Source organism: Blastococcus colisei, assembly GCF_006717095.1.
Lineage (GTDB): Bacteria > Actinomycetota > Actinomycetes > Mycobacteriales > Geodermatophilaceae > Blastococcus_B > Blastococcus_B colisei.
In genome coordinates, this window is sequence record NZ_VFQE01000001.1 from 23,534 (window position 1) to 49,515 (window position 25,982).

The window sequence follows — 25,982 nt, forward strand, 5'->3', positions numbered from 1 at the left end:
GCTCGTCAGCTGCGGGCCGGCCGCGCCGCCCCGAGCAGGTCGTCGGGGCCGGGGTCGACCAGCACCCGGCCGTCCGGGGCGACGACGACGGGCCGTTCCTCATCCAGCGCGTCGTTCTCGGCGAGCACGGCCCGTGCGGCCTCGTCGTCGGCCGGATCGAGCCACTGGTGGGCGATCCCGTGCTCGTCCAGCAGTGCCTGCAGCCGGGCACTGGCCGGCCACCGCGGATCGCCCACGACCCGCAGCCCGGAGGCCCGGCCGATCAGCATCGCGCGGCGCAGCAGGAAGGCCCGCATGATCACGTCGGCCAGTTCGCGGTCGGCCGCCATCACCTCGCGCAGCCGCTGCACGGTCAGCGTCACCACCACCCCGGGCGCGGCCGCGACCACCGATCGGACGGCGCGCTGCCCGGCGAGCATGTTGAGCCCGCCGAGGAACCGGCCCGGGCCGACCACGGAGACCACGCGCTGCTCGCCGCCGTCCCCCGGCTCCGGGTTCTCGACCACGGCGACGGTGCCCGTCAGCACCACGACGAAGTCCCACTCGCCGGCGCCGCCCCGCACCAGCACCTCACCGGCGGTCGTCGACCGGCGGCGTCCGGCCCGCCGGAGGACGGCGAGCTGGCGGTCGTCCAGCCGCGGTGAGGCGCCGCTCAGGTCGGGTGTCTCGGCCAGGCCCTCGACGGCGGGCAGCCGGGCCGGCGGCGACAGCGGCACGGGCCGGCGTCCCGCCTCGGCGACCAGGGGCGCCACGGCGCGCTCAGCGGGCGTGCCGCGTGGATCGGTGCGGAGCAGGGCTGCCGCCAGCTCGTCCGTACCGGCCCGCCCCGCGTGGCGGAGCCCGTTGACGAAGAACGTGGGAGTGCCCTCGACACCGCTGGCCTCGGCGCCGACGACGTCGTTCCGGATCCGCTGACCGTGGGTGCCGTTCCCGAGCTCGCGGGCGAACCGTTCGAGGTCCAGGTCGAGGGCCGCCGCGTGCTCGAGCAGCCCCGCGGCGTCGAGCTCGTCCTGGTGGGCGAACAGTCGGTCGTGCATCTCCCAGAACCGGCCCTGCGCACCGGCGGCCTCGGCGGCGAGCTGGGCGCGGGGGTGCACCTCCAGCAGCGGCAGGTGCCGGAAGACATAGCGCAGGTCGTCCCCGAACCGGCTCCGCAGCTCGCTCACCACCCCCGTGGCGCGGCCGCAGAAGGGGCACTCCATGTCGCCGTACTCGACCAGGGTCAGCGGGGCGTCGACCGGACCGCGGATGTGGTCGACGGCCGGGTCCACCGGCGGGTCGAGCTGGGCCGGCCGCTCCGGTGCGCTGCCTCCCCGGCCCAGCAGCCGGAAGAAGAGGGCTCCGAGGGCCGTCGAGACGACGGCGGCGCCCAGGATGCCGATGGTCGCCTCCTCCCGCAGGGCCTCGTCGTCGAAGGCCAGGTCGGTGACGAAGAGGGAGACGGTGAAGCCGAGGCCGGTGAGTGCGGCGCCGCTCCACACGCTGCCCAGGCTGATGCCGGGAGGCAGGACGCCCAGCCCCGTCCGGACGGCGAGGGTCGCGGCGAGCCCGACGCCGAGCAGCTTGCCCACCGCCAGCCCGACGAAGACCCCGATGGTGACCGGGGAGGTGAGCGCCCGCTCGACCAGCGCACCATCGATGCGCACGCCGGCATTGGCCAGCGCGAACACCGGGACGACGACGTAGCTGCTCCACGGCACCAGGACCGCGCCGATCCGCTCGTTCGGGGAGATGGCGCGCTCCACGGACAGCTTCGCCTCGCGGGCCAGCGCGGGCTCCGGTGACTGCCGGAACGCCCGCGCCAGCGACCCGGCGCGCTCCACCTCGGCCCGGCGCGGGGGATAGGCGCTGACCAGCAGCCCCAGGACGACCCCGCCGATGGTGGCGTGCACGCCCGACTCGTACATGGCCACCCACATCACCGCGCCCACGGCGAAGTAGGCCGGCCCCCGCCACACCTGCATGCGGGACAGCCCGATGAACGCCAGCACGCACAGGCCCGCGATGCCGAGCGCGACGGGGTCGATCTCGTCGGAGTAGAAGATCGCGATGGCGGTGAGAGCGCCGATGTCGTCGACCACCGACAGCGACAGCAGGAAGACCCGCAGCTGGATCGGGCAGTGCCGGCCGAAGAGCGCCAGGGCGCCCAGGACGAACGCGGTGTCGGTGGCCATCGGGATGCCCCAGCCCACCGCACCGTCCCCGCCGGCGTTGATGGCCAGGTACAGCAGTGCCGGGATCACGAGGCCCGCGACCGCCGCCAGCGCGGGGACGGTCAGCCGGCTGCGCTGCACCAGCTCCCCCATGGAGAGCTCGCGACGCACCTCCATGCCGATCAGGAAGAAGAAGAACACCATCAGGCCGTCGTTGACCCAGTGCTGCAGGTCCATGGCGATCTCGGCGGTGCCGAACCGCAGGGCGAGCTCGGTGTGCCAGAGCCGCTCGTAGGAGCTCCCCCACGGCGAGTTGGCCCAGACGAGGGCGAGCAGGGTGGCCGCCACCATCAGGCCGGCGCCGGCGACGCCGGAGCGCATCAGCCTCCGTACGGGCGCGGACAGCTGCGCGGCGAGATGGGCCGACCCGGGGCGGCTCGCGCCGGCGACAGTGGTCACCCCGGGAACGCTAGGACCCGGACGTCTCCGGAGGGAGTCCCCCTCAGTCCCCCCGGCGGTCGGGCAGGAACCTCAGCCGGTCGCGGGTGGCCGTGACCTCGGCGGCGTCGACGTCGGCCAGCACGATCGTCTCGACGCCGGCCGCGGTGGCCAGCAGCTCTCCCATGGGGCTGACGATCCGGCTGTCGCCGACGTGCTCGGTGCCGTCACCCGCGGTCCCGACCCGGTTGCAGCCGACGACGTAGGCCTGGTTCTCGATGGCCCGCGCCTGCAGCAGCGTCTGCCAGTGCAGGCGTCGCGGGCTGGGCCAGTTCGCCGGCACCAGGTAGACGTCGGTCTCCGGCGCGGCCTTCCAGAACACGTCGGCGAAGCGCAGGTCGTAGCAGATGAACGGCGTGATCCTCACACCGCCGATCTCGACGGTCACCGGCTTCTCCCCCGCCCGGAACCGCTCGTGCTCGCCGGCGTGGGTGAACGGGTGCAGCTTGCGGTAGCGGTGGGCGACGCCGTCGGGACCGGCCAGCACGAAGGAGTTGTAGGGCAACTGCTCCCCGGCGGCGATCTCCGGGCAGGTACCGCCCACCCACACCCCGTGCTCGGCGGCCTGACCGGCCAGGAACTGCGCCGACGGGCCATCCTCGGGCTCACCGATGCCCGGCGTCATGGTGAATCCGGTGCTGAAGGTCTCGGTGAGCAGCACCAGCTCCGCCCCTGCCCCGACCGCCCGGGCGACCTGCGGGGCCAGCCGCGCGAAGTTGGCCTCCCGGTCCTCCCAGACGATGTCGTGCTGCACCGCGGCAATCCTCACGAGAGCCTCCTCAACCGCTCGACGGCGTCGCCCAGGACGGCGTCACTCTTGCAGAACGCGAACCGGACGAGGTGCCGGCCCAGGTGCGCGTGCTCCGGTGCGTAGAAGACCACGGTCGGAACGGCGACGACACCGGCGCGCTCCGGCAGCGCGCGGCAGAACGCCAGCCCGTCGCCGTCGGGCTGCACCGGCCGCACGTCGACCGTCGCGAAGTAGGTGGCCTCCGGGCTGATCACCGGCAGCCCGGCCTCGCGGAGCCCTCGCACCAGGACGTCCCGGCGGTACTGCAGGTCACGGGCTGCCCCGGCGAAGTACTCGTCCGGCAACGCCAGGCCGGCCGCGATGGCGGGCTGGAACGGACCGCCGTTGACGTAGGTGAGGAACTGCTTGGCGGTACGGACGGCGGAGACCAGGGGGGCGGGCCCGCAGATCCAGCCGATCTTCCAGCCCGTGACGTTGAAGGTCTTACCGGCGCTGCCGACCGTCAGCGTGCGCTCGCGCATCCCCGGGAGCGTGGCGATCGAGAGGTGCCCCTCCCCGTCGCCGGCCCCGTCGAAGACCAGGTGCTCGTAGACCTCGTCGGCGAGCACGAGCAGGTCGTGCTCCACGGCATGGTCGGCCAGCAGGGCGAGCTCCTCGCGGGTGAAGACCTTGCCCGTCGGGTTGTGCGGGGTGTTGAGCAACAGGACCTTCGTGCGCCCGGTGATCGCGGTCCGCAGGTCGGCGGGGTCGAACGTCCAGGGCCCCGCGCTGTCGCTCGGCGGATGCAGCGGCACCGGCCGGGCGACGCCCCCGGCCATGGCGATGCCTGCGGCGTAGCAGTCGTACATCGGCTCGAAGAGCACGACCTCGTCGCCGGTCTCGATCAGCGCCAGGAGTGCTGCCGACAGCGCCTCCGTGGCCCCGGCCGTCACGAGGACCTCGCTGTCGGGGTCGTGGTGCAGGCCGCGGAACCGCCGGACGTGCCTGGAGACGGCGGTGCGCAGCTCGGGGATCCCGGGACCCGGCGGGTACTGGTCGGCGGCGGTGCCGATGGCGGCCCGGGCGGCGTCGAGCACCGCGGGCGGGCCGGGGTAGTCGGGGAACCCCTGGCCGAGGTTCACCGAGCCGGTGGCCACCGCGAGCGCGCTCATCTCGGCGAAGACCGTCGTCCCGAAGCCCTGCAGCCGGGCCGAGAGGTACGGGGCCCGGCTCATCGCGCTCCCTCCAGGACGACCTGCACGCTGCGGTTCTTCTCGGCGGCCGCGGGCCACCGGGGCACACGGATCGGGGCGCGGACCATGCCGCCAGCCTGGCAGAGGCCTCGGTTCCACGTGGAACCGTCCATGGCCGAGTCGCGAGCTCCTCGGGCCGCGCCGACCGGTCAGCCGATCCGGACGTCCTCCATGCCCTCGACCGAGACGACGTCGCCGCGGTGCAGCTGGCGGCCGCGGCGCTCCTCGGGCTCGCCGTTGACCCGGACGGCGCCGGAGAACAGCACGTCCTTCACCTGGGCGCCGGTCGGGACGGCGTCGACCAGCTTGAGCAGCTGACCGAGCCGGATGGTGTCCTCGCCAGGCCGCAGGTCGACGGTGCGCATGGCGCTCAGTCTGCCGACCCGTCGGGCACGAGGACGTCGCCGGTGCCGACGGAGCCGCCCCGGATGACGGCCGCCCGCACGGCGAGCAGCCCGTCGCGCTCGCGGTGGATCGTCTTGAGCACCGAGGTGTCACGCGCGATGCCGCCGGGCTGCGGGCGGGTGGTCATGACGCAGCGGGGGATCGGGATGCCGAACCGCAGCCGCACGCCGCCGAGCTCCGCCTCCTGCCCCCGCAGGTGCTCCTCGCCCTCGCCGTCCAGGACGACGTTGGCCCGGAACCGCCGGCGGTCCCACGTGCCGAGCGTGCCCGTCGAGACCAGCGACAGCCGGATGCGAGGGCTGTCGTGGAACGGTCCATGGGCGCCCTCCCACTGCAGCCACTCGGTGGGGTCGGGCTCCTCCTCGTCCACCGGCGTCTCGTAGGTCGGGGCCACGTCGCCGTCCTCGGCAGCGGCGCGCAGCTCCACCCGGCGGCCGAGCCAGCCCGAGAGGGTGTCGTCATCGGTGGTCACCGAGCCGTCGGGCAGGACCACCTCCACCCCGCCGTCGGCGCGCAGGCGGGCTGACCCGAAGAGCAGCTCGGGCACCCGCCGGGCGGTGAGGCCCAGGCCGGTGTCGCGGTCGAACAGCGCCCAGCGCCGGTCGCCGTCGATGCCGAGCGCACCGATCTGCGCCTCGGCCAGCCGCTCTCCCTGCAGCGACTTGACCGGGTAGCGCCAGAGCTCGAGGACCCGCACGTCAGCCCGCCGTCCAGGCCAGCGTCCAGATGCCCGCCCACTCCTCGCCGGGCTCGAGGACGAGCAGGTCGACGCCGTCGGCCAGCGCGTTCGGCGGGCAGGTCATCGGCTCGACCGCCAGGGTCCGGCGCCACCGGCCCTCGGGGAGCACGTCGCCGCTGAACACCTGGAGCCAGGACCACGCGCCGTCGACCGCCAGCTCCAGCTCGCCCGCCGGACCGCGCAGCCGGGTCCGCGCCCAGCCGTCGTCGTCACGGACGAGGTCGGTGAGGGCATCGTCGAGGACGCGGTCACCGAGCCGGCCGACGGCGCCGTCGAACGGGGACCGGCGGCCCGTCGGCAGCCCGCCGTCGAGCTCCAGCACCGTGCGGACGGGCAGCGTCAGGTCGGCATCGCCGATGCCGCCGTCGTGCGACGCCCCGACCGACAGGTAGGGATGGAAACCGGCGCCGAACGGGGCGGCTTCCGTGCCGAGGTTGCGCACCCGCAGCGTCACGGTCAGCCGGCCGGGATCGAGCCGGTAGTCCACGGCGCCGGCCAGCCGGAACGGGTAGCCAGGATGCGGCTCCACGACGGTCCCCACGGTGGCGGCGTCGTCCGAGGTCTCGAGCGCCGTCCAGGGCTGCCAGGCGACGAGGCCGTGGATGGCGTGCGGCGCCTCGGGGGAGCCGACCTCCAGCTGCAGCTCCCGCCCCTGCCACGTCCACCGGCCGTCGCGGATCCGGTTGGGCCAGGGCAGGAGGACCGCACCCGGCCAGCCGTCGACGACCGTGCCCGCCGGATAGGCGTCGAGCACCTCCCAGTCCCCCACGGTCAGCCGGCGCATGCCGCCACCACGCAGGTCGACGGCGAGGCGGGCGGCGCCGGCGCTCAGCTGCACGTCGGTCGGCCGCTCGTCCGGCCATGTGTCAGGCATCTGTGCGACCTCCCCGTGTCCGCCTGTGCGTCAGCTCACCACAGTCGACCTCGGACGATCTCCGCTGCACCTCGGGAGTCCTGATCCTGTGGACGGGAAGAAGTTGTCCACAGGCCGTCTGAGCTTCTCTTTTCGTCGCACCGCCTCGCTATTCTTCGCTCATACGTTCGATCAGTCGGTGCGAATGGCAGGTGCTGGGCGGTGTCGTCGTGGGTGTCGGTGCTCGAGCAGCTCGCCGAGCTGGATCCGGCCGACTTCGACCCCGACGACTTGTCCGACGAGCAGCTGCGCGGGGTCATCCCCTTGGCCCAGATCGGCATCAACCGGCTCACGGCGATGCAGACCCGGGCCGTCGGCGCCGGGGACGCCAGGCAGGTGCACACCGGCGACGGCATGGCGTCGATGAAGCCGTGGTTGACCGGGCACTGCCGGGTCTCCGGTCGCGAGGCGGCCGGGCTGGTGCGGGCCGGCCGGCGGCTGAGAGACCTCCCTGCGCTGGCGGCCGCCTACGCCGCCGGTGCGGTGACGCCTGCGCATGTCGCCGTGGTGACCACCGCAGTGACTCCCGAGCGGGTCGCGAAGGCCGCCGGGCAGGACATCGACCTGGGCTGGACCGATCAGATCCTCACGGATGCGGCGCTGGCGCTGGGTCCGGAGGACACCGCCCAGGCCGTCCGCCGTTGGGTGGCCGGCATCGACCCCGACGGCACCCTGGACGACGCCGCCGGGCTGCCCCGGGTGTTCCGGATGGCGACGTCGGCCGGTGGACGCACGTACCTGTCCGGGCACCTGGATCCGGTCGGTGCCGAGACGGTGCACACGGCGCTGGAAGCGGTCATGAACGGTCACCGGCCGGCCGGTGACCGTCGCAGTTCCGCCGAGCGGCAGGGTGATGCCCTCGTCGAGCTGTGCCGCCAGGCGCTGCACGGCGACCAGTTGCCCGACGTGCGTGGGCAACGTCCACACGTGCGGGTCACCATCGACTGGATGGCACTGTGCGCCGAACGTGGGATGCCCGGCTTCGGCGCACTGTCCTTCGGAGGACCGATCAGCGCCGAGACCGCCCGCCGCATCGCCTGCGACGCCGGCGTCTCCCGGATCCTCACCGGCCCGAACAGTCTGCCCACCGACGTGGGCCGGGAGCAGCGCACCGCCCCGGCGGGCATCCGTCGCGCCATCGAAGAGCGCGATCTGCACTGCGTCTTCACGGGCTGCACCGCCCCGCCGGCCTGGTGCGACGTCCACCATGTCGATCACTGGGCATGGGGTGGAGAGACCTCCTGCGACAACGGCGCCCTGATCTGCGAACGGCATCACACCGCCGTCCACGAGGGCGGCTTCCGGGTCGCTCGCGACCCCGGTACCACGGTCTGGCACACCTACCGCCCCGACGGATCGGAGATCCGGATACGGGGATCGGGTCCATAGCCCGACGATCGCGGTACCGGCCGTGAGCCAGCCGGCACCGCAGGGGTGACGGGTCGTGCGCACGGCGCGTGCCGGCGAGGACGAGACTGGTCAGTGGCCAGGCGCTCGATCCGTACCGGGGCGGCGGCGCTTGTACCGTCAGCTGGACTGATCTCGACGAGGGAGCACCGTGCCGGTCGACCGCGAACTGCCCACCCCCGAGGCCCACGACCTGCTGGCGCTGACCCGCGAGCTGGCCGACGCCGAGCTGGCGCCGAAGGCCGCGCAGTACGAGCGCGAGGAACGCTTTCCCCGCGAGGTGTTCCGCACCCTCGGGGACGCCGGGCTGCTGGGACTGCCGTTCGGCGAGGAGGTCGGCGGCGGCGGGCAGCCCTACGAGGTATACCTGCAGGTCGTCGAGGAGCTCGCCGCCCGCTGGGCCAGCGTCGCCCTCGGCGTCAGCGTGCACACCCTCGCCTGCTTCCCGATCGACCGGTTCGGCACCGAGGCCCAGCGCCGCGACCTGCTGCCCGAGATGGTGGGGGGCCGGCTGCTCGGCGCGTACTGCCTGTCGGAGGCGCACGCCGGCTCCGACCCGGCCGCCATGCGGGCGAGTGCCAAGGCGAGCGACGGCGGGTGGCTGGCCAACGGCGAGAAGGCCTGGGTCACCCACGGCGGGCACGCGGACTTCTACTCCACCTTCCTGCGCACCCCCGACGACGGTGAGCGGGGCATCTCCTGCTTCCACCTGACGCCGGACCTCGCCGGGTTCTCCCCCGCCAGGCCCGAGGAGAAGATGGGGCTGACCGGGTCGACGACGGCCGCGATCCGGCTGGACGACGTCCCCGTCCCCGCCGACCGGCTGGTCGGCGAACGCGGCCGCGGGCTGTCGATCGCCCTGGCCGCGCTCGACTCCGGCCGCCTGGGCGTCAGCGCCGTCGCCGTCGGGCTGGCCCAGTCCGCCCTCGACCTCGCCGTCCGCTACGCCGGCGAGCGGGAGGCGTTCGGCCGGCCGATCGTCGAGCACCAGGGAGTGGCGTTCCTGCTCGCCGACATGGCCGCCGCCGTCGAGTCCGCCCGCGCCGTGTACCTGGTCGCGGCCCGGCGCAAGGACGCCGGCAAGGAGTACGGGCGGCAGGCCAGCATCGCCAAGCTCGTGGCCACCGACGCCGCCATGAAGGTCACCACCGACGCCGTCCAGGTCCTGGGCGGCGCGGGGTACACCCGGGAGTTCCCCGCGGAGCGCTACATGCGCGAGGCGAAGGTCATGCAGATCTTCGAGGGCACCAACCAGATCCAGCGGATGGTCATCGGCAAGGCCCTCGCCCGCGAGGCCGCCGGAGGCTGATGCCCCCGTTCTGTCGGTGGGCGGGTGCAGCATTCGTGCATGGCTGTCTTCGCCGACGTCGAGACCGAGGAACCGGCGTTCGCCGCCCGGGTGCGGGCGTCCTTCGACGCCCACCGGCACACGTTCCTCGCCACGCTGCGGGCCGACGGCTCCCCCCGCATCAGCGGGATCGAGATGCACTTCGTCCTGGGTGAGCCGTGGCTGGCCGGCATGCCGGGGTCGGTGAAGTTCACCGACCTGCGCCGCGACCCGCGCTTCGCCCTGCACAGCGGCAGCTCCGAACCGGATGCGTTCGACGCCGACGCGAAGCTCAGCGGGCGCGCCATCCCGGTCACGGATGCCGCCGAGCGGACCCGGTACGCGACAGCGGCCGGCATCCCCTCCGGGCACATGGGCTTCGAGCTGTTCCGCGTCGAGCTCGACCAGGTGGTGCTGGTCGCCCTGAACGAGGAGAAGACCGCCCTGGTCGTCTCCTCCTGGCGTCCGGGGCGAGGGTTGACCCGGACCACCCGCACCTGACGCCGCTCCGCGGGGGAACGCGTGGCGTCCGTCGGTGGACCGGGCCGCCCCTGACCGGCGAGACTGGGGACTTCCGCACCAGGAGAGCAGCGATGCCCGAGCCCCATCTGCGCGCCGCGGACGCCGACCGTGCCGCCGTCGCCACCGCCCTCGGCCAGCACATGTCCGCCGGACGGCTGAGCGTGGAGGAATACGACGAGCGCCTCGCGCGGGCCTACGCCGCCAAGACCTACGGCGAGCTGGACGCGCTCACCGCCGACCTGCCCTCCGCCGTCCCGTCTGCCCGGCCGGACCCGCGGCCGGCCGCCGGCAGCACCTCGACGGTCGACCGGCACGGCGGCTGGGACGCCGACCCGCAATCGTGGCGGTCGTGGGCGACCACGTCGCTGATCGTGCTCACGATCTGGGCCGCGACCTCGCTGGCCAGCTGGGAGTTCCTCTACTTCTGGCCGGTCTGGGTGATCGGCCCGTGGGGGGCGGTCCTGCTGGCACAGACCCTGACCCGCCGCGGCGACGGGCCCGGCCGGCTCACCTGACTTCGGCAGGGAAGCAGAGAACCCCGCCTCCGGGCGGACCGGGCGACGGGGTGCTGGTCGAACTGGGTGGGCAAGGGGGGAGTTGAACCCCCACGTCCTTTCGGACACACGGACCTGAACCGTGCGCGTCTGCCATTCCGCCACTTGCCCTGGCGCCCGACGAGATTAGCAGCCGGGAGCCGTCGCCCGGCCGGGGGGTGGGTCGTCGCGCGGCCGTTGCCCACGCCGTTCGGGGCCATATGACTCACCGGCGAGTTACCGGCCGGTCCGGCAGGCGTGTCCCGGCTACGATCACTGGTGGGACACGGGACGGTCAGCCGAGTGCAGAGGAGCGACTGTGGGCGTGCTGCAGCGCTTCGAGCGCCGCCTCGAGGGCATGGTCGGGTTGGCCTTCGCCCGCCTCTTCAAGGGCAAGGTGCACCCGGCCGAGATCGCGCAGGCCCTCCAACGCGAGGCCGACGAGCAGCGCTCGGTCATGGGCGAGGGCCGCGTGCTCGCACCGAACGTCTACGTCGTGACGCTGGGGCGCACCGATTTCGAGCACCTCGGGCAGTGGTCGGACCAGCTGGCCGGCGAGCTCGCCGACATGGTGTCCGAGCACATCGACGACGAGGGCTACCAGGTCTTCGACAAGGTCACCGTCCGGCTCGAGCAGGACACCGACCTCCCCACAGGGGTCTTCGAGGTCAGCTCGCACGTCGCCGACCCGGCCCGTCCCCCGTCGCGCGACGACTTCGCGGTCGCCGCTCCCCCGCGACCCCAGGCCGGTGCTCACCCACCGCTGCCGCCGCTGCCGCCGCTGCGTGGACGGATCGCCACCGACACCGGCAAGCAGGGCCCCTCGTTCACCGGCCGCGCGGGCAACCGTCCCGGCGTCACCCACGTCCTGGTCGTCGACGGCCCGGGCACCCGGCACGAGCTGTCCACCGGCCGGAACGTCATCGGCCGCGGCACGGAGGCCGACATCCGGCTGCCCGACACCGGGGTGAGCCGCAAGCACGTCGACGTCGTCCTCGACGGCGGCACGGCGACCGTCGAGGACCTCGGTTCCACCAACGGCACGCTCGTGAACGGCCGGCGGGTCAGCCGGCATGCGCTCTCCGACGGCGACGTCATCCGGATCGGCCACTCGGTGCTGGTGTACCGCCAGGACGGCCAGTGACAGGGCTGCGTCCTCGGTGACCGAGCTTGCGAGGTCACGCATGAACACAGCAGCGCCGCTCGTGGAGCCGGCGAGCGCCAGCGAGTCGGTGCAATGAGCGAGATCGTCCTGCAGGTCTTCCGCTTCGGGTTCCTGCTGCTGCTCTGGCTGTTCATCTTCGCGGCCTTCCGCGTCGTGCGCGCCGACCTGTTCGGCGGTCGCACGGGCCGCGTGACCTCCGTGCCTCCCCGGGCCGCGGCGGCGGTCACGGGCAGGAAGCGCGGACACCGCGGCCCGAAGACCCTCGTGGTCACCGCCGGTCCGCTGACCGGCACGAAGATCACCCTCGGCGACCAGCCGATCCTCATCGGCCGGGCCGACGACTCGACCCTGGTGCTCACCGACGACTTCGCCAGTTCCCGCCACGCCCGCCTGACCAACCGGGGCGGCCAGTGGTACGTGGAGGACCTCGGCTCCACCAACGGCACCTACCTCGACCAGCAGCGCGTCCAGGGGCCGTTGCTGGTGGGTCCCGGTCAGCCGATCCGCATCGGGCAGACTGCCCTGGAGCTGCGTACGTGAGCACACGTGCCGGCTCCGACATGAGGACAGCCATCGGGCGCACGCGCCCCCCGAGCGGCAGCGAGGTGGATGCATGAGCCTCGTCCTGAGGTATGCGGCGCGCTCGGACCGGGGCCTGATCCGCGGCAACAACCAGGACTCGGTCTACGCCGGCCCCCGTCTGCTCGCCGTCGCCGACGGCATGGGTGGGCACGCGGCGGGCGACGTCGCCAGCAAGGTCGTCATCGCCGCGCTGGAGCACCTCGACGACGACGCCCCCTCCGGCGACATGCTGCAGGCGATGCGCCAGGCCGTCTTCGAGGGCAGCGAGCACCTGCGCGAGGTCATCCGCGAGTCCCCCCAGCTCGAGGGCATGGGAACCACGCTCACCGCCATCCTCTTCGCCGGCGGCCGGCTGGCCCTGTGCCACGTCGGCGACTCCCGGGCCTATCTCGTCCGCGACGGCCAGCTCTCCCAGATCACGCACGACGACACGTTCGTGCAGACCCTGATCGATGACGGCCGGATCACCGCCGAGGAGGCCAACAGCCATCCCCAGCGGTCGCTGCTGCTGCGGGCCCTCAACGGGCAGGAGGTCGAGCCCGACCTCTCGATGCGCGAGGTGCGGGACGGCGACCGCTACCTGCTGTGCTCCGACGGGCTGTCGGGCGTGGTCAGCGAGGAGACCCTCGCCGCGGCTCTCAAGGACCCCGACCCCCAGTCGACCGCGGACCGGCTCATCGAGCTGGCCCTGCGCAGCGGCGGGCCGGACAACATCACCGTGATCGTCGCCGACGTCGTCGAGGACACCGGCGGCCGCGGGCGGCTGGATCCCGTCGTCGACGGTGCCGCCGGCGACAACGTCGGCCAGCGACAGGTGGACAACCGCTCGGCCGCCGGCCGGGCGGCGCTCGCCGATCCGCAGCCTCCGTCCCCTCCACCACCCACACCGCCGACGGGCGGCGGCCCCTCCGCCCGCCGCCGCCCGATGCGACTTCTCCTGGTGGCGGTGGCAGCCCTCGTCGTGCTCGTGGCGGGGGCGGTCGGTACGTACGTGTGGGCCCTCGGGCACTGGTTCGTGGGCGTGGCGGGCACCGGCGACGAGGAGTCGGTCGCCGTGTTCCGGGGGCTGGACGTGTCCCTCGTCGGCTTCGACCTCTTCGAGCTCGACCAGGACACCGGCATGGCGCTCAGCGACCTCACCTCCGCAGCGCGCAGCCGGGTGCGGGGCGGCATCACCGCCGACGACGAGGCCGACGCCGACCGCATCCTCGCTGCGCTGCGCGACCAGCGGCTCCCGTTGTGCCCGACGAGTGGCTCCGTCCAGCCGACACCGACACCGACACCGACACCGACGCCGGCACCGGTCGAGCCCACGCCGGGGGCGACGGGTATCCCGGTCCCCACCGAGTCCGCGCCCGGCGACGGCAGCCCGTCCCCGACCACGTCGGCCCGGACGACGGCCTCGTCCGAGCCAGGGGTGAACTGCCGGGAGGCCGGCTAGTGAGCGCCGCAGGCCCCGGATCCCCACCGGAGGTGTGGTGATGGCCGGCCCGGAGACCGACCCCCGTGCACCCGCCGCGGGCACCGCCGTCCCCACGCGGCGGGGTACCGAGGCGGCCCTGCTCGGGTTCGCGGTGCTCATCACCGTCGTGGCGCAGGCCATCGTCGACCTGACGATCACCGGGTCACTGCGTCCGGAGATGGCCGGGTTCAGCGCCTGGATCACCGCCCTGTGGGTGGTCGCGCACCTGGTCGTGCGCAAGTGGGCGTCCTACGCCGACCCGCTGCTGCTCCCCGCGGTCGCGCTCCTGGTGGGCCTCGGGCTCACGGTCATCCATCGCCTCGACCTCGCCGCCGGGCAGGTCGACAGCGACGTCACCCGTGAGGACGCCCCCGTCCAGCTGGTGTGGGCCACCCTCGGCGTCGCGCTCTTCGTCGCCTTCCTGGTGATCGTCCGCGATCACCGCACCCTCTCCCGCTACGCGTACACGCTCGCGCTGGGCGGTCTGGCGCTCCTCGCCATCCCGGCCGTGCTGCCGGCCTCCCTGTCGGAGGTCAACGGCGCCAAGATCTGGATCCGGGTGGCCGGCTTCTCCATCCAGCCCGGCGAGTTCGCCAAGATCTGCCTGATCGTCTTCTTCGCCGCCTACCTCGTGGACAAGCGCGACGTCCTCGCGCTGGCCAGCCGCCGGGTGGCCGGCCTCGAGCTCCCGCGCGGCCGTGACCTCGGGCCGGTCCTGGTCGCCTGGATCCTGTCCATCCTGGTGCTGGTCTTCGAGCGCGACCTCGGCAGCTCGCTGCTGCTGTTCGGGATCTTCGTCGTGATGCTCTACGTCGCCACCGAACGGTCCAGCTGGCTGCTCATCGGCGTCGGGCTGTTCGCCGGCGGCGCGTTCATCGCCTACAACGTCTTCGCGCACGTCCAGGCTCGCGTCGACACCTGGCTCGACCCCTTCGCCTACCAGGACGGGGCGGGCTACCAGCTGGTCCAGTCACTGTTCGGCCTCGGCACCGGAGGCATCTTCGGGGCCGGCCTCGGTGGCGGGCGACCCGACCAGGTGCCGGTGGCGAAGAGCGACTTCATCGCCTCGGCGGTCGGCGAGGAGCTCGGGCTCTTCGGCCTGGTCGCGGTGATCGTCGTCTACCTGATCCTCGTCGAGCGCGGCCTGCGGACGTCGCTGGTCGTGCGGGACGCCTTCGGCAAGCTGCTGGCCGCGGGCCTGGCCTTCGCCGTCGCGTGGCAGGTGTTCGTCGTCCTCGGCGGCGTCACCGGCCTGCTACCGCTCACCGGCCTGACGACGCCGTTCCTGGCCTACGGCGGGTCGTCGCTGGTGGCCAACTTCGTGCTGGTCGCCCTGCTGGTCCGGATCAGCGATGCCGCCCGTCGCCCCGCCACGCCGCAGGCGGCCCCTCCGGTGCGCCTCGGTGACGCGCCCACCGAGGTCGTGACGCCGTGAACGCACCCCTGCGCAAGGTCGCCATCAGCGTGCTGGTGCTGTTCACGCTGCTGATCATCAACGTCAACTACATCCAGGTGGTCCGCTCCGACGAGCTGCGCAACAACCGCTCGAACACCCGGGTGCTGGCCGCGGAGTACGACCGGGAGCGCGGCGCGATCGTCGTCGCCGGCACCGCCATCGCCGAGTCGGTGCCCACCGACGGCCGGCTGAAGTACCTGCGGCAGTACCCCCAGGGCGAGTTGTACGCCGCGGTCACCGGGTACCACTCGCTGATCTACAACAACTGGCAGCTCGAGCGGGCCGAGAACGACGTGCTCTCCGGCTCCGACAGCCGGCTGACCCTGCGCCGGCTGGCCGACCTGTTCACCGGCCGGGACCCGTCCGGCGGCGACGTCATCACGACCCTCGACCCCGAGACGCAGGTCGCCGCCATGGCCGGGCTGGAAGGCGTCACGGGCGCGGTCGTCGCGCTCGACCCGTCGACCGGCGCCATCCTCGCCATGGCCAGCACGCCGACCTACGACCCGGGACTGCTGTCCAGCCACGATCCGGAGGCCATCCGCGCGTACTGGGCGGAGCTCGAGGCCGCGGATCCCGATCCGCGGCTGAACCGGGCCATCGACGACAACTACCCCCCGGGCTCGCTGTTCAAGGTGATCGTCGCCGCCGCCGCCCTCGAGGACGGGCTGAGCCCGGACACGGTCGTGCCGGCCCCCCGCGAGTTGCCGCTGCCCGACAGCACCCGGACCATCCCCAACTTCGGCGGCTCCGCCTGCAGCCCCAGCGGCGAGCAGTCGCTCCTCGATGCGCTCACCATCTCCTGCAACACCGCCTTCGCCCAGCTCGGGATCGATCTGGGCGAGGAACGGGTACGCGAGATGGCCGAGGCGTTCGGGATGGACGGCGAGGGTTTCGAGATCCCGCTGGGCGTCGCGCCCAGCGGCGTCGGCGACATCGTGGACGACGCCGCACTCGCGCAGACCTCGATCGGCCAGCGCGATGTCCGCATGACGCCGCTGCAGGCGGCACTGGTGGCGGCCACGGTGGCCAACGACGGCGTCCAGATGAAGCCCTACCTGGTCGACGAGCTGCAGGCGCCCGACCTCACGGTGATCGACTCCACCGAGCCCGAGGAGTGGCGCGAGCCGATCTCCGCCGACGTCGCCGACCAGCTGACCGAGATGATGCGCAGCGTCGTCGAGAACGGGTCCGGCCGTGCCGCGCGCATCCCGGGCGTCGAGGTGGCGGGCAAGACCGGTACCGCCCAGGTCGCGCCGGACGTGCCCGACCACAACTGGTTCATGGGCTTCGCGCCCGCCGACGACCCGCAGATCGCCGTCGCCGTGTTCGTGGCCAACGGTGGCGGCACCGGCGGAGACATCTCCGCGCCGATCGCCCGCCAGGTGATGCAGGCCTACCTCGAGGGGCAGGGCGGCTGATGGCGCTGTCCACCGGGAGCCTGCTGGCCGGCCGCTACGAGATCACCGCGCCGATCGCCGTCGGTGGCATGGGTGAGGTCTGGAAGGCGCGCGACCAGGTCTTGGACCGCATCGTCGCGGCGAAGGTGCTCAAGAGCGAGTTCACCGGTGATCCCAGCTTCCTCGCCCGGTTCCGCAACGAAGCCCGGCACACCGCGGCCCTGACCCACCCGAACATCGCCTCGGTCTTCGACTACGGCGAGACCGTCGACGACACCGGCACCCAGCAGCTGGCCTTCCTGGTCATGGAGTTCGTCGAAGGTCAGCCGCTGGTCACGATCCTGCACGAGGAGGGCGCCCTCCCCGTCGACTGGACGCTGCACGTGCTCAGCCAGTCCGCCGACGGGCTGTCGGCCGCCCACCGCGCCGGTGTCGTGCACCGCGACATCAAGCCCGGCAATCTCATGGTCCGTCCCGACGGCGTGGTGAAGCTGACCGATTTCGGCATCGCCCAGGCCCGGGACGCCACCCCGCTGACCCGCACCGGCATGGTGGTCGGGACGGCGCAGTACCTCTCCCCCGAGCAGGCGCAGGGCATGGAGGTCACCGCTGCCTCCGACGTCTACTCCCTCGGCGTGGTCGCCTACGAGTGCCTGACCGGAGCACGCCCGTTCGACGGCGCGTCGCAGGTCGCCATCGCCCTGGCCCACATCAACCGGCCGCCGCCGCCACTGCCCGGCCACGTCCCGCCGGCGGTCCGGCTGCTCGTCGAGCGCGCGCTGGCCAAGGACCCGGCTGACCGGTTCCCCGACGGGGGCGCCTTCGCCGAGGCCATCCGGCGCGTGGCCGCCGGTGGCACGTTCGCCCCGGTCGCCGGCCCGGTCACCGCGCCCACCCGGGTGGTCGCCGGTTCGGGCCTGGCGGACTCGCGCACCCAGGTCATCCCGGCCACGGGCCCCGGTGCGGTGGCCGGCGCCCGCCATGCCGGACCACCGACCGGCCCGGCCGGACCCATGCCGCCGCTGCAGGCGCCCCCCGAGGACGACGACGACTGGTACCCCGAGGACGACCCGGGCGATGGTCGCGACCGCCGGCGGACGTGGGCATGGCTCGCGGCTGCCCTCGTCCTGGTGCTGCTGCTGGGCGGCGGGGCCTGGTTCCTGCTGGGCAGCGGCAACCGGGGCGCGGACGACGACGCCCGCGCCACGACGTCCGCGACGTCCAGCTCCTCCTCCTCCGCCGCCGCCGCCGGGATCGTGCTGGACGCAGGCGCCTACGTCGGCCGCCCCGTCGAGGACGTCCGCGCCGACCTGGAGGCTGCCGGTCTCGTCGTCCTCGAGCCCGTCTCCGCCGACGAGGACCAGCTCGCGACCGCCGGCCAGGCCCTGGACGCGGGCGACGTCGCCGCCCTCGCCCCCTCCGGGGTCACGGTCCCTCCGGGCACCGAGGTCACCCTCTACGTCGCGGACGAGGCCTACGCGCCGGGGCAGGAGGACGACGAGGAGGTGGAGACGGCCGCGCCCGAGACGTCTGCCGCGCCCACCACCTCGGCTGCTCCCTCGTCCACGCCCGAGGCAAGCTCGCCGGAGGAGCCCGACGACAGCACCACGGCGACGTCCCCGACGAACCTCGGCGGCACGGCGGACCCGGGGCCGACGGAACCGACCAGGTCGCCCACCGCGTCGGCCTCCGGTTCGCCCACCGATCCTGGGGCTGTTGAGGAGGACGTGGCTCCGTGATCGCGGCTGCCTCGGCCTCCCCGGAAAGCGGGATCCGACCGACTAGGCTCGCCGTCGGCTCCCTGCCCGCAGGACACCCCGCCCGGCGGGGTTCCCGCCCGCTCGCCGAGGCCCTCGCCCGGACGACGCAACGCCCCGCCCGAGAGGACCTCCGATGACCACGCCGCAGGTGCTCGGCGAGCGCTACGAGATCGGTGGCGTCCTGGGCCGGGGTGGCATGGCCGAGGTCCACCGCGGGCGCGACCTGAGGCTCGGCCGCGAGGTGGCCGTCAAGGTGCTGCGCAGCGACCTCGCCCGCGACCCGTCGTTCCAGGTGCGGTTCCGCCGCGAGGCGCAGGCCTCGGCGTCGCTCAACCACCCGGCGATCGTGGCCGTCTACGACACCGGGGAGGACCGCACCAGCACGGGGGCGACCCCCTACATCGTCATGGAGTACGTCGAGGGCGAGACGCTGCGCGACGTGCTGCGCCGGGAGGGCCACCTCTCACCCGAGCGCGCGATGAGCCTGTCGGCCGACATCTGCGGCGCCCTCGACTTCAGCCATCGCAACGGCATCGTGCACCGGGACGTGAAGCCCGGAAACGTGATGATCACGCCGCAGGGCACGGTCAAGGTGATGGACTTCGGCATCGCGCGGGCCGTGTCGGACTCCGCCGCCACGATGACCTCGACGGCGGCCGTCATCGGCACCGCGCAGTACCTCTCCCCCGAGCAGGCCCGCGGGGAGAGCGTCGACGCGCGCTCGGACGTCTACTCCCTCGGCTGCATGCTGTACGAGCTCGTCACCGGGGCGCCGCCGTTCACCGGCGACTCCCCCGTCGCGGTGGCCTACCAGCACGTGCGCGAGGACCCGAAGCTGCCGTCGTCGATCAACCGGCAGATCCCGGCGGAACTGGACGCGATCCTGCTGAAGGCCATGAGCAAGAACCCGGCCAACCGGTACCAGTCGGCCGCCGAGATGCGCAACGACCTGCTCCGCGCGCTCGCGGGGCAACGGGTCGAGGCCACCCCGGTCATGGGGGACGCCGAGAAGACCACGATCCTCGCCGCCACGCCCGGAGCTCCCTACGGCGACGACCGTTGGGACGACGAGGACGAGCTCGACCGCAAGCGCAAGCGCCGCATCATCGCCGTCGTCTCGGTGCTGGCCGTCCTGCTCATCGGTGGAGCCATCGCCATCGCCGTCGCGATGAGCGGGGCCGAGCCGGAGACCCCGGTGACGGAACAGGTGCAGGTGCCCACGCTGGTCGGCCTGCCGGAGGCCGAGGCACGGCAGGCGATCACCGACGCCGGCCTCGAGGTCGGTGAGGTGACCCCCCGGGAGACCGACGATCCGGCGCAGGTCGGCACCGTGCTGGAGTCCAACCCGGCCGCCGGAGCCCAGCGGGACGAGGGCACCGCGATCGATCTGGTCGTGGGGGTCGAGCCGGACGCGATCACCGTCCCCGACGTCGTGGGCTTCGACGAGGACCAGGCCGAAGCCGCCCTGGTGCAGGCCGGGTTCACCGGCAGCATCAACACCCGCCAGGTGGACTCCCTGGAGGAGGAGGGCACGGTGGCGACGGTCGAACCGGGCGTCGGCGAGTCGGCCGCCCCCGAGACGACCATCACCCTGGGCATCTCGACCGGAACCATCGACCTCCCCGACGTCACCGGTCGCGCCGAGGCGGAGGCCCGCGCCATCCTGACGCAGGCGGGCTTCAGCGACGTGCAGATCAGCACCGAGCAGGTGGATTCGGCCGAGGCACCCGGCACGGTCCTCAGCACCACGCCCGGAGCGGCCAGCCCGGCCGGGAGGGACACCCGCATCGTCCTGCAGGTGTCCGGCGGGCCCGGCGACCTGGAGATGCCGGACCTCATCGGTCGTACCGAGGCCGCGGCACGGCAGGCGCTCCAGAGCGCCGGCTTCACCGGGACGATCACGGTCACGCCGGTCGCCGCCGAACCCGCCGACGTCCCCGGGACGGTCGTGGAGACGACCCCGGCGGCCGGCGCGGCGGTGCCCGCCGGTCAGGCGATCACGCTGTTCATCGCCGAGGCCGTTCCCGACAGCGACTGAACCAGCTCCCTCGACGACGAAGGGCTCCTCCCCTGGCGGGAGGAGCCCTTCGTCGTCCCCCGGGCCGGGGCCGTCTCAGGCGATCGCGACCGTGAGGCGCCGCACGGCGGCCGAGGCGGCCTCGACGACCTCCGGGTCGGTAGAGATCCCGCAGCCGGCCAGCCAGGTGGCCAGCATCCGGTGGCCACCCTCGGTGAGGACCGACTCGGGGTGGAACTGGACGCCCTCGACGGGCAGCTCCCGGTGCCGCAGGGCCATGACGATCCCCGACGGCGTCGCGCCGGTGACCTCCAGCTCGGCGGGCACGGTGGCCGGGTCGACGGCGAGGGAGTGGTACCGGGTGGCGGTGAAGGGCGACGGAAGGCCGGCCAGCACACCCTCGCCCTCGTGGACGACCTGGCTGGTCTTCCCGTGCAGCAGTTCCGGCGCGCGGACGACGTCGGCGCCGAACGCCTCGGCGACGGCCTGGTGCCCGAGACAGACCCCGAGCACCGGCGTCCCGGCCTCCGCCGCGGCCCGCACCATCGGCACGCTCACCCCGGCGCCGGCGGGCGTCCCCGGCCCCGGGGACAGCAGCACCCCGGCGACGTCGAGGTCGGCGAGCTCGTCGACGTCGACGGCGTCGTTGCGCCGCACGATGCAGCGGACGCCGAGCTGGCCCAGGTACTGGACGAGGTTGTAGACGAAGCTGTCGAAGTTGTCGACGACCAGGACCGGACGGTCGGCGGCAGTGGTCACGCTCGAGTTCCTCTCGTCCGGCGTCGGTCTCAACCGGAGGTGGCGAACTCCAGGTCCAGGGGCCCATCGTAGGCGGGCAACTCCACCACCGGTCGCTCGCGCACGGTGAAGGTGAGCCCGAAAGCCTCCACGGCCTGCTGGAACACCGCGACCTGGGGGGAGGCGGCCAGCTGCGCCCGCACCGCGGAGGGGTCGGCGATGGCGGTGACGATGAACGGCGGCGAGTAGGTGCGGCCCTGCAGGAGGAGGGTGTTGCCGACGCAGCGCACCGCGCTGGTCGCGATCAGCCGCTCGTCCATGATGGCCACCCCGTCGGCCGCCGCCGCCCACACCGCGTTCACCACGGCCTGGACGTCGGACTGGTGGATGACGAGGTCGTCGGCGCTGGCGTTCACCGGCCGGCTGCCGTCCGGTCGGGAGGGGGCGTCGTCCAGGGTGATGACCACACCGGAGCCGGTGAGCGGCACCAGAGCCGCCGACAGCGCACCCGCATCCCCGGCGGTCTGGGCGGCCGCCACGTCGCTGTTGCGGGACGCCGCCTGATCGGTGAGCCGCTCGACCTGCCGCTGGAGGTCACCGAGCTGGTCGCCCTGCTCGGCGATGACCGCGTTGCGCTGGTCGATGAGCTCCGAGAGCTCGGTGATCTCCCCTGCCCGGAGGTCCATGCCCTGGGCTGCCCGCCCGGACGTGGCGAACAGCAGGCCGGCCAGGAGGGCCACGACCGGTACGAGGGCGCCCCAGGGGGAGAGCCGGCGCCCGCGGAGGACGCGGCCACGGAGCGACGACCGGCTCACGGGGCACCTCCTCGGGGATCTCCTGCGGCGCGACGGCATGTGCCACCGCCCCGACCTCCGATGGCAGCTTAGGCTGATACCAGTTCCGGCCGGCGGTGACAGCCCGGCCCACGGAAGGGAGTCCCCCCGGTGCCCAAGTCCAAGGTCCGCAAGAAGTCGGCCTACACGCCCCCCGAGGGCGTCCTCCAGGCGCGCTCGACGCAGCCGCGTGCCCTGCAGCCCAGCCCCCGGTGGTTCGCGCCGGTGATGGTCGGCCTGATGCTGATCGGCCTGCTGTGGATCGTCGTCTACTACGTGGCGGGCGACCAGATCCCGTTCATGGTCTCGCTGTCGGCGTGGAACTTCGCGATCGGCTTCGGCGCCATGGTCGCCGGCCTGATCATGTCGATGCGCTGGCGTTGAAGCAGTACCCGACTCGACCGGAGGCCCCCGTCCCCTCGAGGGACGGGGGCCTCTGTCGTTGACCCCTGCAGGATCCGGCCGCGAGCGTGCGAGTGGCTGGGGGGCAGGGGGTCCTTTCGCTGTGCACAGACGAAAGTCTTCGTCCACAGGTCGACATGACGCTCCACCCCCAGGGTTGTCCACCGAGTGTGGAGAGACGGAACGGACCCGGCCTGCCCTGACCTGCGAAGACACCTGGCGTGGGGCGGATGTGACGCGAGGACCACGGAGGTAACTACAGCTGTGTGAGTCTGTCCCCAGCTGTGCATGGGGCTGTGGACGTGTCGACAAGGACGCACGGTCGAGGCGGTGACCCTGCGACCGCTGTACCCCTGCTGACCTGCACGGACACGTGAGCCGGTGACGCACGGGACCGGCGGAACGGCGCAGCGAGCGGTACCGTTCCGTCCCTCGCCGGGGGCGATGGTCCACAGGGCGCATGTGGGGATCGGCACGAGGCCGGTCACGAGGATCACCGGCACCGGTCTGCCGCCGATCTCGCGCCCACCGCCGCGGAGACGCCGCAGGGCGGCCGTCCACGCGGGACGACCGCCCTGAGAGCGGAGGAGAGCGTCAGGCGCCGATGAGCTCCAGGACGGTGGCGTTGGCCATGCCGCCGCCCTCGCACATCGTCTGCAGGCCGTAGCGGACGCCGTGGGCCCGCATCTGGTGGATCAGGGTGGTCATGATGCGCGCGCCCGAGCCGCCCAGCGGGTGGCCGAGGGCGATCGCGCCGCCCCGCGGGTTCAGCCGCGCCGGGTCGGCACCGATGTCGGCCAGCCACGCCAGGGGGACCGGAGCGAAGGCCTCGTTGACCTCGTAGATGCCGATGTCGTCGATGGAGAGCCCGGAGCGGGCCAGGACCTTCTGGGTCGCGGGGATGGGTGCGGTGAGCATGATGACCGGGTCGTCCCCCGCCATCACCGTGGTGTGGATCCGCACGAGCGGGGTGAGCCCCAGCTCCCGGGCCTTCTCGCTGGTGGTCACCAGGAGCGCGGCCGCGCCGTCGGAGATCTGGCTGGCGTTGCCCGCGGTGATGACGCCGTCCTCCTTGAACGGGGTCTTCAGGGAGGCGAGCTTCTCCAGCGTCCCGCCGGGCCGGATGCCCTCGTCGGCGCTCACGACCGTGCCTCCCGGCGTCGTCACCGGCGCGATCTCCTCGTCGAACGCACCGTCGGCCTGCGCCTTGGCGGCCGACTCGTGCGAGGTCAGGGAGAACTCGTCGAGCTGCGTGCGGGAGAAGCCCCAGCGCTCGGCGATCATCTCCGCACCGATGCCCTGGTTCGGGTGGATGCCGCCGTAGCGCTCCATGTAGCGCGGGCCGAGCGGCTTCCCCGCCGACCCGTCGCCGCGGGCGGCACCCATCGGCACCCGGCTCATCGACTCGACGCCGCCGGCGACGACCACGTCGGCCTGGCCACTGATCACGGTGGCCGCGGCGAAGGCGACGGCCTGCTGGGAGGAGCCGCACTGGCGGTCGATCGTCGTGCCGCAGACGCTCTCCGGCCACCCGGCCGCGAGCGGCGCGTTGCGGCCGACGTTGAAGGTCTGCTCGCCGACCTGGCTCACGCAGCCCCAGAACACGTCCTCGACGACGGCCGGGTCGATGCCCGTCCGCTCGGCCAGCGCGGTCAGGACATGGGCGGAGAGGTCGACGGCGTGCACGCCGGACAGCCCTCCTCCGCGCTTGCCGACCGGGGTGCGCACGGCGGCACAGATGACGGCATCTCGCATGGTCGAACTCCTCGACGACGGTCCGGGCGCCGAACGGTCAGCCCTGACCGATCGTAGGACTCCCCCGGGGATGGCACGCTGCGGCCATGACGTGGACTCCACCGACGTGGGACACCGCTGCCACTGCCTCGCTGGGCGTGCTGCTGGCGGTGGGCGTTCCGGTCGTCGCCGACGCCCCTGGACGGATCCTGGCGGCTGCGGGCGCGATCCTGCTGCTCGGGCTGGCACTTCGCGACGTCGTCCTGCGTCCCCGGCTGTCCGCGAGCCACGACGGCGTCGTCGTCCGCACGCTCACCGGCGCGATCCGGCTGCCCTGGGCGGACGTGCGCGTGCGAGTGCGCGAGACCCGTCGCTTCGGGCTACGGGGCCGGACCCTGGAACTGGACACCGCCGCCGGCCCTCACGAGGACGGCTCGCTCATCGTCCTCGGTCGCCGCGACCTGGGCGCGGACCCCGAGACCGTGGCCCGCACCCTGTGGGAGCTGGACCCGAGGCCGCGCTAGAGCCCGAGCACCACCAAGGTCGGAACCGTCAGCGCGACGACGAACAGCACCAGCCCGAATGCCGCCAGCCCCGCGATCTCCACGGGCCCCCGCCGGCGGGTCAGCACCAGGATCCCGGCCGTCAGCGCGCCGGCGACGAGCCCGCCGAGATGGCCGAGCAGCGAGATGCCGGGCAGGAAGCTGACGAACACGTTGATCAGCAGGAGGGTGAGCAGGCCGCGCAGGTCCTCCCGCCGGGCCAGCATGAGCACCCCGAGGGCGCCCAGCAGGCCGTAGATGGCCGCCGAGGCGCCGGCCACGGGCACGCGCGGATCGCCGAGCAGCTGGATCGCCACCGCCCCGCCGAGCGCCGACAGCAGGTAGAGCGTGAGGTAGCGCCATGGACCGAGCCGCCGCTCCAGTTCCGAGCCGAAGAGCAGCAGGGCGAGCATGTTCATCGCCAGGTGCACCGGTCCGATGTGCAGGAACGCGGCCGTCAGGACCCGCCACCACTCGCCGAGGAGCAACACCCCGTACGGCCACTGGGACAGCGCGTCGAACACCGGCGACGCGTAGTTGTCCAGCGGAGACCGGCCGGCGAGGCCCGCCGACACCGCAGTCACCAGGAACATCGCGACGTTGGCCGCGATCAGGCCGAGGGTGATGACACCCCAGCGGCGCCCCGCCATCCGCACACCGCTGCCCCGACGGACGGGGCGGATGGAGGCCTGCCCCTCCCGGACGCACTCAGGGCACTGGAACCCCACCGAGGCAGGGATCATGCATTCCGGGCAGATCGGGCGGCCGCACCGCGCGCAGGAGATGCCGGTCGGCCGGTCCGGGTGCCGGTAGCAGGTGGTGGTGGGGGGCGCCGGCTGGTGCTCGGTCAGCTGCGCTGCACCTCGACCGACTGGATGACGACGTCCTCGACCGGCTTGTCACCACGGGCGGTGGGTACGGCGGCGATCTTGTCGACGACGTCCCGGCCGGCCTGGTCGGCCACCTCGCCGAAGATCGTGTGCTTGCGGTTGAGGTGCGGGGTCGGGCCGACGGTGATGAAGAACTGGGAGCCGTTGGTGCCCGGGCCGGCGTTGGCCATGGCCAGCAGGTAGGGGCGGTCGAAGGACAGCTCGGGGTGGAACTCGTCGCCGAACTGGTAGCCCGGGCCACCGAAGCCCTGGCCGAGCGGATCGCCGCCCTGGATCATGAAACCGGAGATGACCCGGTGGAAGATCGTGCCGTCGTAGAGCTTGTCGGTGGTCTTCTGGCGCGTCTCGGGGTGCGTCCACTCGCGGGCGCCCTCGGCCAGGTCGGCGAAGTTGGCGACCGTCTTCGGCGCGTGGTCCGGGAAGAGGTCGACGGTGATGTCGCCGTGGTTGGTGTGCAGGACCGCGCGGCGGGCGGGAGTCGATTCAGTCACGACGCCCAGTCTCCCACCGATCCGCGGGGC

General features: G+C 73.2%; 24 protein-coding genes and 1 tRNA gene. 13 read left to right on the top strand and 12 right to left on the bottom strand.

Annotation, left to right across the window (positions count from 1 at the left end; translation table 11 throughout):
• Nucleotides 1-5 precede the first annotated feature (5 nt).
• The 6 genes from nhaA to FHU33_RS00150 form a co-directional block, all read right to left on the bottom strand.
• Nucleotides 6-2,612 carry a Na+/H+ antiporter NhaA gene (gene nhaA / locus FHU33_RS00125; protein ID WP_142023534.1) on the bottom strand — a complete coding sequence of 869 codons (2,607 nt, stop codon included), beginning with the start codon at nt 2,610-2,612 and terminating at the stop codon, nt 6-8.
• A gap of 43 nt (nt 2,613-2,655) precedes the next feature.
• On the bottom strand, nt 2,656-3,420 hold the full coding sequence (locus FHU33_RS00130; RefSeq protein ID WP_142023535.1) for a nitrilase-related carbon-nitrogen hydrolase: 765 nt from the start codon (nt 3,418-3,420) through the stop codon (nt 2,656-2,658).
• Nucleotides 3,417-4,616: a pyridoxal phosphate-dependent aminotransferase gene (locus tag FHU33_RS00135; protein ID WP_142023536.1), complete on the bottom strand. Its 1,200-nt coding sequence runs from the start codon at nt 4,614-4,616 to the stop codon at nt 3,417-3,419. Before FHU33_RS00135 ends, FHU33_RS00130 begins: the two co-directional genes overlap by 4 nt.
• Before the next feature lie 167 nt (nt 4,617-4,783).
• On the bottom strand, nt 4,784-4,999 hold the full coding sequence (locus tag FHU33_RS00140) for an RNA-binding S4 domain-containing protein (RefSeq protein ID WP_170182267.1): 216 nt from the start codon (nt 4,997-4,999) through the stop codon (nt 4,784-4,786).
• A 5-nt stretch (nt 5,000-5,004) separates the two neighbouring features.
• Complete coding sequence (locus FHU33_RS00145) at nt 5,005-5,736, bottom strand: MOSC domain-containing protein (protein WP_142023537.1); 732 nt, start codon at nt 5,734-5,736, stop codon at nt 5,005-5,007.
• 1 nt (nt 5,737) lies between these two features.
• Complete coding sequence (locus FHU33_RS00150) at nt 5,738-6,652, bottom strand: aldose 1-epimerase family protein (RefSeq protein WP_142023538.1); 915 nt, start codon at nt 6,650-6,652, stop codon at nt 5,738-5,740.
• Nucleotides 6,653-6,853: 201 nt separating this feature from the next.
• Between FHU33_RS00150 and FHU33_RS00155 the strand changes: the two genes are divergently transcribed.
• The 4 genes from FHU33_RS00155 (at nt 6,854) to FHU33_RS00170 (ending at nt 10,462) form a co-directional block, all read left to right on the top strand.
• Nucleotides 6,854-8,080 (top strand): HNH endonuclease signature motif containing protein, encoded by a 1,227-nt coding sequence (locus FHU33_RS00155; protein ID WP_142023539.1) that lies wholly within the window; start codon nt 6,854-6,856, stop codon nt 8,078-8,080.
• Between the two features lie 169 nt (nt 8,081-8,249).
• Entirely contained in the window at nt 8,250-9,407 is a 1,158-nt protein-coding gene (locus tag FHU33_RS00160) for an acyl-CoA dehydrogenase family protein (protein ID WP_142023540.1), read from the top strand.
• 39 nt (nt 9,408-9,446) lie between these two features.
• Nucleotides 9,447-9,926: a pyridoxamine 5'-phosphate oxidase family protein gene (locus FHU33_RS00165; RefSeq protein ID WP_142023541.1), complete on the top strand. Its 480-nt coding sequence runs from the start codon at nt 9,447-9,449 to the stop codon at nt 9,924-9,926.
• A 92-nt stretch (nt 9,927-10,018) separates the two neighbouring features.
• Nucleotides 10,019-10,462: a DUF1707 SHOCT-like domain-containing protein gene (locus FHU33_RS00170; RefSeq protein ID WP_142023542.1), complete on the top strand. Its 444-nt coding sequence runs from the start codon at nt 10,019-10,021 to the stop codon at nt 10,460-10,462.
• A 67-nt stretch (nt 10,463-10,529) separates the two neighbouring features.
• Here the strand turns inward: FHU33_RS00170 and FHU33_RS00175 are convergent.
• Nucleotides 10,530-10,612: transfer RNA gene (locus FHU33_RS00175), tRNA-Leu, on the bottom strand.
• A 187-nt stretch (nt 10,613-10,799) separates the two neighbouring features.
• Here FHU33_RS00175 and FHU33_RS00180 point away from each other — a divergent pair.
• The 7 genes from FHU33_RS00180 to pknB all read left to right on the top strand — a co-directional run bounded on the left by FHU33_RS00180 (nt 10,800) and on the right by pknB (nt 20,343).
• Nucleotides 10,800-11,624, top strand: a complete 825-nt coding sequence (locus FHU33_RS00180) for an FHA domain-containing protein (protein ID WP_142023543.1) — start codon at nt 10,800-10,802, stop codon at nt 11,622-11,624.
• Between the two features lie 93 nt (nt 11,625-11,717).
• Nucleotides 11,718-12,185, top strand: coding sequence for an FHA domain-containing protein FhaB/FipA (locus FHU33_RS00185; protein WP_142023544.1), 468 nt, complete (start codon nt 11,718-11,720; stop codon nt 12,183-12,185).
• A gap of 73 nt (nt 12,186-12,258) precedes the next feature.
• The gene (locus tag FHU33_RS00190; protein WP_142023545.1) at nt 12,259-13,668 is read left to right on the top strand and encodes a PP2C family protein-serine/threonine phosphatase; all 1,410 of its coding nucleotides are present in this window, start codon (nt 12,259-12,261) and stop codon (nt 13,666-13,668) included.
• Nucleotides 13,669-13,708: 40 nt separating this feature from the next.
• Nucleotides 13,709-15,124 carry an FtsW/RodA/SpoVE family cell cycle protein gene (locus tag FHU33_RS00195; protein ID WP_142023546.1) on the top strand — a complete coding sequence of 472 codons (1,416 nt, stop codon included), beginning with the start codon at nt 13,709-13,711 and terminating at the stop codon, nt 15,122-15,124.
• On the top strand, nt 15,121-16,566 hold the full coding sequence (locus FHU33_RS00200) for a peptidoglycan D,D-transpeptidase FtsI family protein (protein WP_142023547.1): 1,446 nt from the start codon (nt 15,121-15,123) through the stop codon (nt 16,564-16,566). The genes FHU33_RS00195 and FHU33_RS00200 overlap by 4 nt, the downstream gene beginning before the upstream one ends.
• Nucleotides 16,566-18,284, top strand: coding sequence for a serine/threonine-protein kinase (locus FHU33_RS00205; protein WP_142023548.1), 1,719 nt, complete (start codon nt 16,566-16,568; stop codon nt 18,282-18,284). The genes FHU33_RS00200 and FHU33_RS00205 overlap by 1 nt, the downstream gene beginning before the upstream one ends.
• Nucleotides 18,285-18,438: 154 nt before the next feature.
• Nucleotides 18,439-20,343: a Stk1 family PASTA domain-containing Ser/Thr kinase gene (gene pknB / locus FHU33_RS00210; protein WP_142023549.1), complete on the top strand. Its 1,905-nt coding sequence runs from the start codon at nt 18,439-18,441 to the stop codon at nt 20,341-20,343.
• Nucleotides 20,344-20,418: 75 nt separating this feature from the next.
• Here the strand turns inward: pknB and FHU33_RS00215 are convergent, their stop codons facing one another.
• Together FHU33_RS00215 and FHU33_RS00220 are read right to left on the bottom strand one after the other, a co-directional pair.
• Nucleotides 20,419-21,081, bottom strand: coding sequence for an aminodeoxychorismate/anthranilate synthase component II (locus FHU33_RS00215; RefSeq protein WP_142023550.1), 663 nt, complete (start codon nt 21,079-21,081; stop codon nt 20,419-20,421).
• Between the two features lie 29 nt (nt 21,082-21,110).
• A complete protein-coding gene (locus FHU33_RS00220) occupies nt 21,111-21,875 on the bottom strand; it encodes a DUF881 domain-containing protein (RefSeq protein WP_246063166.1) in 765 nt (254 codons plus the stop codon).
• A gap of 129 nt (nt 21,876-22,004) precedes the next feature.
• Here FHU33_RS00220 and crgA point away from each other — a divergent pair, with 129 nt between their 5' ends.
• Complete coding sequence (gene crgA, locus FHU33_RS00225; protein WP_142023552.1) at nt 22,005-22,277, top strand: cell division protein CrgA; 273 nt, start codon at nt 22,005-22,007, stop codon at nt 22,275-22,277.
• Between the two features lie 612 nt (nt 22,278-22,889).
• Here the strand turns inward: crgA and FHU33_RS00230 are convergent.
• Nucleotides 22,890-24,050: a thiolase family protein gene (locus FHU33_RS00230; RefSeq protein WP_142023553.1), complete on the bottom strand. Its 1,161-nt coding sequence runs from the start codon at nt 24,048-24,050 to the stop codon at nt 22,890-22,892.
• Nucleotides 24,051-24,136: 86 nt separating this feature from the next.
• Here FHU33_RS00230 and FHU33_RS00235 point away from each other — a divergent pair, with 86 nt between their 5' ends.
• Complete coding sequence (locus FHU33_RS00235) at nt 24,137-24,553, top strand: PH domain-containing protein (protein ID WP_142023554.1); 417 nt, start codon at nt 24,137-24,139, stop codon at nt 24,551-24,553.
• Here the strand turns inward: FHU33_RS00235 and FHU33_RS00240 are convergent.
• Both FHU33_RS00240 and FHU33_RS00245 read right to left on the bottom strand, forming a co-directional pair.
• Nucleotides 24,550-25,221 carry a rhomboid family intramembrane serine protease gene (locus FHU33_RS00240; RefSeq protein WP_246063167.1) on the bottom strand — a complete coding sequence of 224 codons (672 nt, stop codon included), beginning with the start codon at nt 25,219-25,221 and terminating at the stop codon, nt 24,550-24,552. The genes FHU33_RS00235 and FHU33_RS00240 overlap by 4 nt on opposite strands.
• A 197-nt stretch (nt 25,222-25,418) precedes the next feature.
• Nucleotides 25,419-25,952, bottom strand: a complete 534-nt coding sequence (locus FHU33_RS00245) for a peptidylprolyl isomerase (protein WP_142023556.1) — start codon at nt 25,950-25,952, stop codon at nt 25,419-25,421.
• Between the last annotated feature and the right edge of the window lie 30 nt (nt 25,953-25,982).